This window comes from Acetivibrio sp. MSJd-27, assembly GCF_018918095.1.
GTDB lineage: Bacteria > Bacillota > Clostridia > UMGS1840 > HGM11507 > HGM11507.
Map to the genome: position 1 here is coordinate 1 of NZ_JAHLPV010000057.1, position 11,100 is coordinate 11,100.

10 protein-coding genes are annotated in these 11,100 nt (G+C 39.9%); 6 read left to right on the forward strand and 4 right to left on the reverse strand.

Annotated elements, in window-relative coordinates:
- The 3 genes from KQI32_RS12355 to KQI32_RS12365 form a co-directional block, all read right to left on the reverse strand.
- On the reverse strand, positions 1–269 hold a 269-nt coding region (locus KQI32_RS12355; protein WP_216423449.1), incomplete at its 3' end, for a transposase.
- A 110-nt stretch (positions 270–379) separates the two neighbouring features.
- Positions 380–1,717, reverse strand: coding sequence for an MATE family efflux transporter (locus KQI32_RS12360; protein WP_216425731.1), 1,338 nt, complete (start codon positions 1,715–1,717; stop codon positions 380–382).
- Between the two features lie 145 nt (positions 1,718–1,862).
- Positions 1,863–2,657: a YjjG family noncanonical pyrimidine nucleotidase gene (locus tag KQI32_RS12365; RefSeq protein ID WP_216425738.1), complete on the reverse strand. Its 795-nt coding sequence runs from the start codon at positions 2,655–2,657 to the stop codon at positions 1,863–1,865.
- A 105-nt stretch (positions 2,658–2,762) separates the two neighbouring features.
- On the opposite strand from KQI32_RS12365, the gene KQI32_RS12370 reads away from it, so the two are divergent.
- The 4 genes from KQI32_RS12370 (at position 2,763) to KQI32_RS12385 (ending at position 7,767) form a co-directional block, all read left to right on the forward strand.
- The gene (locus KQI32_RS12370) at positions 2,763–4,403 is read left to right on the forward strand and encodes a spore germination protein (protein WP_216425741.1); all 1,641 of its coding nucleotides are present in this window, start codon (positions 2,763–2,765) and stop codon (positions 4,401–4,403) included.
- A gap of 12 nt (positions 4,404–4,415) precedes the next feature.
- Positions 4,416–5,534 (forward strand): GerAB/ArcD/ProY family transporter, encoded by a 1,119-nt coding sequence (locus KQI32_RS12375; protein ID WP_216425744.1) that lies wholly within the window; start codon positions 4,416–4,418, stop codon positions 5,532–5,534.
- Entirely contained in the window at positions 5,512–6,828 is a 1,317-nt protein-coding gene (locus KQI32_RS12380; protein ID WP_216425746.1) for a Ger(x)C family spore germination protein, read from the forward strand. The genes KQI32_RS12375 and KQI32_RS12380 overlap by 23 nt, the downstream gene beginning before the upstream one ends.
- Positions 6,829–7,197: 369 nt before the next feature.
- On the forward strand, positions 7,198–7,767 hold the full coding sequence (locus KQI32_RS12385; RefSeq protein ID WP_216425749.1) for an adaptor protein MecA: 570 nt from the start codon (positions 7,198–7,200) through the stop codon (positions 7,765–7,767).
- Between the two features lie 237 nt (positions 7,768–8,004).
- On the opposite strand, the gene KQI32_RS12390 is transcribed toward KQI32_RS12385, so the two are convergent.
- Complete coding sequence (locus tag KQI32_RS12390; RefSeq protein ID WP_216425750.1) at positions 8,005–8,331, reverse strand: DUF1540 domain-containing protein; 327 nt, start codon at positions 8,329–8,331, stop codon at positions 8,005–8,007.
- A gap of 549 nt (positions 8,332–8,880) precedes the next feature.
- On the opposite strand from KQI32_RS12390, the gene spoIVB reads away from it, so the two are divergent.
- Together spoIVB and KQI32_RS12400 are read left to right on the forward strand one after the other, a co-directional pair.
- Positions 8,881–10,134, forward strand: a complete 1,254-nt coding sequence (spoIVB, locus tag KQI32_RS12395; RefSeq protein ID WP_216425753.1) for a SpoIVB peptidase — start codon at positions 8,881–8,883, stop codon at positions 10,132–10,134.
- A gap of 352 nt (positions 10,135–10,486) precedes the next feature.
- Positions 10,487–10,963 (forward strand): YqeG family HAD IIIA-type phosphatase, encoded by a 477-nt coding sequence (locus KQI32_RS12400; RefSeq protein WP_216425756.1) that lies wholly within the window; start codon positions 10,487–10,489, stop codon positions 10,961–10,963.
- Positions 10,964–11,100 lie beyond the last annotated feature (137 nt).

The window sequence follows — 11,100 nt, forward strand, 5'->3', positions numbered from 1 at the left end:
TATGCGATGTTCATGCCAATCTCCTGCATGGTACGGCGCAGCGAGGGGATGCCGTACAGGTGCTGGATGAACACAATTTTGAACAATACCACCGGGTCAATGCTGGGACGGCCGTTGTCGCGGCTGTAAAGCGCATCCACCAAGTCGTACAGATGCGTAAAATCCACCGCGCTGTCAATCTGCCGCAGCAGATGCTCCGATGGAACCAGCTCCTCCAAACATAGGATTTCTACTACATTTCTGCGCAATTCCTGCTCTTTTGCTAGCACACGCCGTCCCTCCCCAGTCTTTTCTTATCTTTATTTTACCACACATACGCAAAAAAGCCCAGTGTATACTGGACTTTTTCGACAGGCTGTAACGATATGCTTTCTTTTTGTTAAAAGGAGGATCTTTCCAATTTTTTGATGGTATAAAAGTATGCGGCTGCCAAAGGAATGAGAGCGCCCATCCATGCAATTGGATTGGCCATAGACACCCCGGCAAATCCGATAGATTGAGCAAGAAACACAGCTGCAAGCGTACGCATAATCAATTCCATGATACCTGCTACTGTTGGTATCAGGCTTTTGCCTAAGCCTTGCAATGTATAACGGTAAATAAACAAAAGGGATAGCACAAAGTACATGGAACAGTTGAAAATTAAATATATTTTTGCCAGATTGATGACTTCCGGCTGATCCCCTCCAACAAATAGTTTTACAAATGTGGTGCCGGCAAGAATAATACCTACTCCGCCTAGTAAACTTACGATAACCGATATTAGAGTACATTGGCGAACTCCCCGGCGGATTCGGCAGATATTTCCCGCACCGTAATTTTGGGCAGCGAAAGTTGACATGGTGATTCCGAAAGACATCAGAGGCTGAGTCGCTACCATGTCTATCTTCTGTGCCGCCGTAAAGGCCGCAACAGCAGTTGCACCCAGTGTATTCAGGGCGGTCTGCAGAATCATAGCTCCGATGGCGATGATGGACATTTGAAAAGCCATTGGGAGGCCTACTTTCAGATGACGTCCAATCCAGTGACGTTCCGGTTTCCAGTCATTTTTGTGAAACCGTAAAATCGGAAGTTTTTTGATAATGTATAGAATACATAAAAGACCTGATAGCAATTGAGCGATAATGGTCGCCCAAGCGGCTCCCGCCACCCCCATGGAAAAATTTAAAATAAAAATGAAATCCAAGGCGATGTTTAAGATGCAGGCGATTATCAAAAAAACGAGAGGTGTCTTACTGTCACCCAAAGCACGTATGATATTGGATAGCAGGTTAAAGAGCACAGAGGCGCCGATTCCGCCGTATATAACAATGAGATAACGGTAAGCATCCTCTATGATTTCAGGAGGGGTATTCATTATTTTTAAGACCGGCATTGTCAGCAGCATACTGATGATGGTTAAAACAACGGTAATAGCAGCGCTGAGTATTACACTGGTAGCTACACTGCGGCGGACTCCTTCGAAGTCTTCCGCACCGAAACGCTGCGCTGTGATGATTGCAAAACCGGAGGTCAGTCCTTGGGCAAAACCTAGAATCAGAAACATAATGCTTCCGGTAGCTCCAACCGCTGCCAATGCATTTACACTGATCGTGCGGCCGACGATGACAGTATCTGCCATACTGTAAAACTGCTGGAATACATTTCCAAGCAGTAAGGGAAGGGTAAAAAGTAAAATAAGTTTTGTGGGATTTCCTTTTGTCAGATCTTTTGTCATTGACTTTCCTCCTTTTTCAATCACATGTTAGTCTATTTTACTGCATTTTTTCGGGAAGTCAATAGGATTTTAACATCTTTTTTTTATTACAGAAATTTTGTGTAGAATCACTGAATAATCTGGTGATTCTACACAATTATTTTGTCTAAAAAAGAATAGAGAGCAAATCTTCCAGTAAATGAATTTCGTAATCGGCGGAATAGGGAAAAACATTTTTTATACCATCCGGATTAAACCAGCAGGTGGGAATTCCAGCATTTTTCCCTCCTTGGATATCAGAGGTAAGAGAGTCACCCACAATGATTGTTTGAGAGGGAGAAAAATCAGGGATTCGCTCGAACACATAATCGAAAAATTTTTTCATGGGCTTTTGATAGCCGGCATCTTCCGAAACAAAGACATCTTTCATGTAAGTTCTTAGACCGGAGGCATTCAAGCGGCTATGCTGTGTGCGGGATACTCCGTTTGAGACAATATAGAGATCAAATTGCTCAGATAGCTTCCGGCAGAGCTCCAGAGCCCCTGGAATTAAAAAATGGCCTTCTCCCAGCAGAAATTGATAGTGGTCTTCAAATTCTTTTCCGTCATAAAGAAACCTAAACCGCTCAAACAGTTTGCGGAAACGGGTATATACGACGGTTTGCTTATCGATTTCACCCTTTTCAAATTGTGTCCATAAATTATGGTTTATTGTAAAGTAGGCTTCTTTTATCTCCTCTGTCAAGGGAATTTTATATTCTGCAAAGCACTGCTTCAAAGCATGCTGCTCTGTCTTTTTAAAATCGAGGAGAGTGCCGTCCGCATCAAATAAAATGGTTTTAAATAAGGGCGGCTTCCTGTCATTCAACGATTCAGCGAAACTGTGCACTCTTGCTGAACAGGAAAGTGATTTTCCCTGAATGCGGAGATGGGGGACCTCTTGCTTTTTGTTATCATTCATAAAAAGTTTCCTTTCCCAGTTTTTCTTATTTTAAAATTTTGCCTGGAAAAAGTCAAGGTATAAATTCTTTCAAAAGCTGTCAGAATAATGATGAGGTGATGAAAAATGCGTCTGAGGGAATTTGTTGGTTCGAAATTTCTTTTTCATGAAAAACCGGCGGATGAGCCATTTATTTTAAATGAGTCGGAAGAGAAAACACATAGAAAGTTTTATGATATATATGGGAAGAAGGAATCCGTCAAAATTTCTTCCTCCCTTGCCTATAACGTGGATTATATGAAACAGCGTTACTATTATGAGAATAATTCGGATTTGATTCTGCGGGATTTGAATATTACGGTTCAGGGAAAACGGATTCCTGCCGCGGCCTTCTTTTTTGATGGTTTGGTAAACAAGCAGCTGATTGGACAGCTTATCATGATGCCGGTTTTAAAAGAGATTACAGAGGATGTTAAGCCAAGCAGGATGGCTGATTATTTGATGCGAAACGTCATCAGTCAAAATCAGGTTAAACTGTGCTTACATTTTGATAAGGTAATGGAAGAGCTGAACTTCGGCGGCTGTATTATTTTTGTAGATGGATGTGCCGAAGCTCTTGCAATGGATGTGAAAGGCTGGGAGCACCGCTCTATTTCCGATGCAAAGAATGAAGTGACAATCAAAGGTCCGCAGGAAGCGTTTTGTGAAGTTCTGCGTATCAATACGGCTTTGATACGTAAAACGCTGAAAAATGAAGCTTTGGTCAATCAGGGGTTTACGATAGGGGAGATGAGTAAAACGCCCACGTCTCTATTGTATATCAATAACATAGCGAATCAGGAACTGGTAAAAGAAGTACAGCGCCGTTTGAACAATATCAAAGTCAGTTATGTAATGGATACCGGAGAACTGGAACAGTTTCTGATGGGAGATGAAATGATGCTCACCCCGCAGGTGCTGTCCACGGAACGTCCGGATAGGGTTGCAATGGCACTGAACGAGGGAAAAATAGCCATTATGCTGGATGGCAGCCCCTATGCTCTTATCCTGCCCATCAATATCACGTCTTTTATCAATCTGACAGAAGATCGTTATATGAAATATAACATGACAAATTTTCTGCGCATTATTCGTTTGGTGTCCCTTGTCGCATCCCTTATGCTTCCTGCTTTTTTTATTTCCGTGGTGGGCTTTCATCCGGAGATTTTAGAAACGGAATTATTTTTTACGATCGAAAATGCAAAAGCACAGACTCCTTTTCCGCTTTTGATTGAACTTTTTGCCATGGAGTTTGCCTTTGAATTGATTAAGGAGGCGGGATTACGGATACCCGGACCGATTGGACCGACTATTGGCATTGTCGGTGCGCTGATTATGGGGCAGGCTGCTGTGGAAGCAAAAATAGCTTCTTCCATTCTCATTATTGTGGTAGCTTTTACCGGCTTGGGTTCCTTTGCTACCCCCAGTTATGACTATGCGTTTTCTCTGCGGGTAACCAGATTTTTTTATACCGTGGCAGCCGCTGTTTTCGGCTTTTTTGGAATCGCGTTGGTTTTGTTTGTACACGCCTCGGTTCTTTGTTCTGCGAATTCTCTTGGCGTGCCGTTTATTACACCGGTTGCCCCTCATACAGGAAAGAATACCTTTGACTCTTTCTTTATAAAACCGCTTTGGAAGCAGGAATTTAGGGATGACAGTCTGCAAACACAACTCAAGGTCAAGCAGCCGAAGATCAGCAAAGTGTGGAAAAATAATCACAAATATTAAGGAGGAATCATTGTGAAACGATCGACGGTATTTGGACATTGGGAAGGCACATTCATTATCGTTAACTCCATCCTTTTAAAGTATGCTTTCTTTTTTCTGAATACATTTCCTGGCATTGCAGGCAGTGCAGGTTGGATGGTTGCGGTTTATATATGCATTGTATTCCTCGTTGCAGTGCTGATAATACAAAAATTATATCAGTATGCGGGACAGGCCGATTTGATGGATATTGCCCATGCCACATTCGGAAATGCAGGAAAATACATTTTGGGATTTGGTTTAATCCTTTGTTTTCTGTTTAATTCAGGTACGAATCTTATCTATTTTGCAGAATCTTTTAAAAATTCGCTTTTGACCGATAGCTCTACAAAGATGATGATTATTTTCCTGATATTGGTTGCTTTTTTTCTTGCGATGAAGGGCTTGGATTCCATTGCGCGGGTACATGCCTTTTTTGTTCCGATCTCATTGATTGCCACGGGTATTATCGCATTTTTTCTAATGACGGAAGGGAGTATTCAAAATATATTCCCAATATTTGGAACTGGATTGCCAAATGTTTTTAAATTGGGCCATTTTGCTTTGTCCGGTTTTTTTGAATTTATTCTTATCACATTGATAACACCCTATATGAAAACTTATAGCGAGTTCTCAAAAACCTTAAAGCTCACTTATGTTTTCGTATCCGCTGCAACACTGATTTTGAGCCTTGTTTATATTATTGCAGTACCTTATCCGGCAAATACGAATATTTTATCTGTCATTATGATGACTCCAGATTATATGACGTTTCATCACATTCCACAGGAATTGTTTACGGTTTTTTCTATTTTCTATTGCATTTGTACAGCTTTATATATCAGTATCCATATTTATGTCTGTACGCTTATCTTTTCTAAAATGTTTTACATCAATAAGACAACCCCGCTAACGATTTGTTTCTCGGTGGTTTTGCTTGGAATAACACAGATTCCTGTGGATATGAACATGAATAAAGATATGTATGAAATTGGACTGTCATTTTTATGGGTCGTAGGCCTTATTGTGCCGATTATCGTTTTGGCATGCAATAACATAAAAATCAAAAGGCTGCAAAAGGAGGACAAACATGAAAAGAAAGAGAAGCGTTAAATGGAGTATAGTTTGTCTTTCTGTTTTGGTTACCGCTTTTTGCCTGTCGGGATGTTATTCAGTGGAAGAAGTGGATACGAAGGCGTATCCCATTGCCATTGCCATCGACAAGATAGGAGAAAAAATTGAATTGGGTGTTCAGTTCGGAAAAGTGATAAAGGGAGCCGAAGGCGGAACTCCCACGGAAGAGGGGAATATTGTCATAAAATATGAGGGATTGAGTATTTATGATGCGTTTGAGAAACTCAACAACAGAACAAGCAAACAGTTAAGTTATGCGCAGCTCAAAGCGATCATCCTATCGGAGGAGTTCGCAAGGGAAGGAATTTTGCCTTTGATCTATTCTTTGGTGAATTCATATAACGTGTACCCGAATCTTTATGTCATGGTTTCGGCGGGAAGCGCGGTCCGTTATTTGGACGAACAGAAAATCTGGCTGGAGACAACCCCAAGTAAATTTTATGAGCTTTTTTATGACAAGGCTTACCGGTCTTTTTTGAATGTAATGACGATTTCGGAAATCGCCTTCAGCCAGATTTCATCCCAGGGGGAAATTGTAATTCCATATATTACTTATGTTCAAAATGAGAAGGGGAATAATGATTCACAAGACAAAAAGGAGGAAAGTGAAGGAGGCAACGGCGAAAAAGATTCCGGAGGAGAACAAGCCGAGAATAACATAAAACTGGATTCGGAAACAAAAAAAGAGTTTAACGACAATCAGGTTTTGTCTGTCACACCTTCCAAGAGTGAGATTACCCGCTTGGCAGTATTTAAGGATGGAAAAATGCTGGACTATCTGGAAGGAGAGGAAATTGAAGCATATGGATTAATAAAAGGCCATTATTTTAAAGCAAATATTTCCGTGCCTGTGGAAGAGGATTTTTCTAGACTAATCAATATTTATATTCAAAATAAAGTGAAACCTATAAAAAAAGTTAAAATCGTTGACGGCGTACCGCATATTTTTATTGATATCAATGTCGAAGTCACTAAAATATCTTCGGTCTCTGCTCCGGAATATTTGCGAGATATCCCAAAAGCAGAAGAGTTGATAGAGCGATATATAAAAAAGATCTGCATGGAGCTGGTCACGAATACCAAATATGTATATAACAGTGATATTCTTGGATTTGGAGAATATGCGAAAAGTGATTTTAAAACCTATAAAGAGCTGGAGGAATTTGATTGGAAGAAAAATTATAAAAATGCGGAATTTGAAATCAATGTGAAGGCGGAAACATTTACTAATTATCTGGTTCTTGATCCAAATTATGAAGTGCAGGAACATTGAGAATATGATACAAATCCCTTCTCGAAGGCTTTCCACCTCTGTGGGGAGAAGGCATAGATACGCTGGTGCGGTTCGCAGACAGAGAGCAGGGAGTAGGAGAGCATTGAGATGATCTATTTTTTTAACATAATGACTTATATTTTTAGTATTTGGCTTTTTATCTATTGCCTTTCTTTTTCTATTTGGTTGTGGAAGAAAAACAATAAAGCAGGTGCTGTGATGTCCTGCCTGTTAGCAACGCTTTCTGTCACTTTACTTGTGTGGAAGGTAGCGATTTATTGATAAAATCTGCTTCCGAAATAGCTTCCTTGGAATAGAATAGAGTAAGGGGATTTATCCTCTTTTATTCTGTTGAAAGGCTGTGAGGAGATGAAATTTGAAAAAATCGGCGATGACAGGCTGAGAATAACCCTCACATATGAAGATATGGAAGAACTGGATTTTGATGCGGTGGAACTGGGGTATGAGGATTCAGATGCTTCAGATATTCTGGATGAGCTTTTGGAGCTGGCCGAAAAAGAATGTGGATTTGAAACCCAGGGACATCGCCTTATTATTGAAGTGATGCCGTTTCATTTAGACGGATTGGTACTCATGATCACGAAAATTCTCAAAGAAGACGATCTGCTTCTGAAAATGAAAGACATCACAGAAAAAAATCAGAATCCCCTTTTGTTTCTTTTTGATGATTTTTATATATTAATAGCTGCACTAAAGGAACTGGCTCCTTTTTATAAAGGACAAAGCGCTGTTTATCTATACCGGGAAAATTATTTTCTATGGCTTCTTCCAAACGAGAACAGAGAGGAAGAGCGAATCATTCTAACATTATGTGAATTTGGAAGATATCTTCGAAAAAAATCATATATCGGAATTATTAAAGAATATGCAACAGTCATTATAGAAAAAAATGCAGTGGAAAAAGCGCTAACCATGTAAAAAATCCCTCTTTCCCAGTATACAGGAAAGAGGGAATTGCTTTTATTATCCAATGAAGAGAATGGTTTATGATAGCCTGCTGAATCAAAGCCTTTTCAAAAGCTATTTAGAAAAGTGCATGGAATATTTGAACATAAAAAAACGATTCATTCTGAAAAGCGCGGTCTCGCTTCGCACGCTGTTTTTTGAAACAAGTAACTGCGCACAATTCCGCACGGTTTCCTATGTTATGAAAAATTAGGATTCTTCTTCAAAGCTGCCACAGCAAGTTTGGTCACAGCTGCAGACATTGTTGTCGCATCTGCAGACATCAATTTCGGAGAGACTGCATCTACAATCCTCATTGTGTTTACAGTTTAATGCGTCACAATTTAAACAGCTGCAGTCTTCATTTCCGCAGGAATTGGAAAGATTGCTGCCGCCATGCTTTTCATCCACGAAAGTACCACAGCATGTCTCAGAATCCGCATTCGCTCTAAGACCGTCTATATTGATTGCAGCGGCTTTACAGCATTGTTCATGGTTATAGGCACAGTTGGTCACATCACAGTTGACTTTATTCATATAGATCCTCCATTCTGTCTTATTGACAACATTCTTGAAATTTCCAATGCATAAGCATTAGAGAGTCGAAGCCCATATGCCCTGCACTTGTTAAATTCCCGCCTTTTCGGATTGTCGGTCTTGCAAGGCGTCAGCCTTGCTGCACCCTTGCGCACCGAAAAGACGAAAATTTTCCTGCGTGCAGGGTCGCAGAGTTTCCACAGAGCTAATTTTTCGTAAAGCAAGGAAAAAGCGCAGGGAATACTGACGTATGCGCGAGCATTTTGACGCAGGATTGCGGAAAATTGGCCTGTGAAAACCATATGGCTTTCAACTCCCTAATGCTTAACCGCCAGTGCGATATACAATTGATTGTTTGTGATTCAATTGTATACCGGATTGTCGGACCTTATTAGTATTGATGGAAATTTCTCAATTATCCTATGGGAAGGATAGTAAAATTTATCTATTCCATAACTTTTTAGAAGTATAAGAACTCTTCCGAAAGGTTAACTTAACTATGTGATACGAACGCAAACGATCACAGTAACCGAAAGGAAGTGAGTGGAGATGCTTTTAAAAAAAGAAAAATGGAAGGTATTTATAGTATTTGCTGTTATTCTGTTGATTATTACATTTTTGGCATCTTATTTTTTATTGCCGAAAGAAATTAGTGTTATTGAAGGAAGAAAATACCAATTAAATTTTCATAATCCGATGTCTGCAACGATCATCGCTGATCCTGCGATTGAGACCAGCGGTACATTTCAGTTGGGAACACCTCTGACTCTCAAGGCAAATCAGACAGGAAATTATAATCTGCGCCTTGATTTGATGGGATTGATTCCCGTCAAGGAGACCTTATTAAAGGTGGTAAAAGAACAATACGTGTATCCTTCCGGACAGAGCGCCGGGGTCAAAATATTAACAGACGGAGTATTGGTTTTATCACTGGGGGCAATTGTAGATTCACAAAATATACAGCGCCTTCCTGCAAAAGAAGCTGGTTTAGAGCCGGGAGATTATATTTTTAAAGTAAATGGAGAGAATCTGAGAAATAACAATCACCTTTCACAAATTGTGCAGGAATGCGGTGGAAATGCATTGGAATTGGAATATAAGCGTCATGGAAAGAGTATTAAAACAGTGATCACTCCGGCTGTATCCGGAGAAGATGGAAAATTGGCACTGGGTATGTGGGTTCGGGACAGTACAGCCGGTTTGGGGACTGTTACCTTTTATACCCAGGATAAACAAAAATTTGCCGCTCTCGGCCACTGTATTTCAGATGTAGATACCGGTGAAACCATGACAGTGAAGGATGGTGAACTGGTAAAATCCAAAATCATAGGACAGACAAAAGGGAAACGGGGAGAGCCCGGTGAACTGAAAGGAATTTTTGATGAGCCGCAGCAGGAAGTGGGAAGAATCAGGCTAAACAATGAATTTGGATTATACGGGAATGTTACAGATCCAACTGCCATACAGGAAAGTAATCCTGTACCGCTTGCTTTGCGAAACGAAGTAAAAGTAGGGCCGGCAAAGATACTTGCCACCATCGATGGATATCAGGTAAAAGAATATGATATTGAAATTATTAAAATATTTAATCAGCAAACCCAAAGTATAAAAAATATGGTGATCCAGGTTACAGATCAGGAACTCCTTTCCCAGACAGGGGGGATTGTACAGGGAATGAGCGGAAGCCCAATTCTGCAAAACGGAAAGCTTGTTGGTGCAGTAACGCATGTATTTGTAAATGATCCCCAAAAGGGTTATGCTGTTTTTGTAGAGTGGATGCTGAATCAGATGGAACAATATTAAACCAAAGATTCTGACAGCCACATGCAAATAGCATATTTATACAAATGTAAAACTGTTTTCATGTGGCTGTCAGGATTTATCGATGCCATCCCTCTCTCCACCCCTTCTTTTTCATCAGGGAAGCCTTTCTTTCAGCTTCCCTGGTGTTTTTTTATAACATAGGAAACAGAGCGGAATCGCGCGCGATTGCATGTTCCAAAAAACTTTTTTATAATATAGGAAGCTGTGTGGAAGCGTGCGTCAAAGCGGAATGATGAAATTGGCCTTTTTCTGATATTCTTTGAAAAGAAATTGACTTCCTGCTTTGCCAACGTTATAATATGAAATAGAATATAAGACAAGGAGAGGGCCAATGAAATATTTCAAACCCGATATCATATTGGATCGGGTATTCGATTTAAATGTCGAAAAGTTGAAAAAAAACAGAATCAAAGGTGTTATTTTTGATATAGATAATACTCTTGCATACAATGCGGAGCCCGAGCCAGATGAAAAAGTTACAGCTTTTCTGAAAGCATTGCAAAAAGAAGGATTTCAAATCGCTCTGGTCTCCAACAATAATAAAATGCGGGTTACAACCTATAATCAAAATTTGAAACTTCCTCATATATATAGGGCGTGTAAACCTTTGAAATTTAAATTGAGCAAAATAATCAAAGCGTTCGGTATTGAACGAAAAGAAGCTTGTATGGTGGGCGATCAGCTTTTTACAGATATCTGGGGCGGTAAACGGATGGGAATGTTTACGGTTCTTGTAAAGCCCTTCGATGACAATGAGGAACGTTTTATCCGGTTTAAGCGAAAAGTGGAACATTTTTTTTTAAGATAAAGATATCTTCATGAAAGGTGACTAACTATTAAAAGTCAAGACATTTTTAAAAAAATTAAGTAATTGAAAAATAGGCGCACTTAAACAAGCCCTATGTTTCAAGGACTAAAAAAATATTAGATAAAGATTATCTCAAA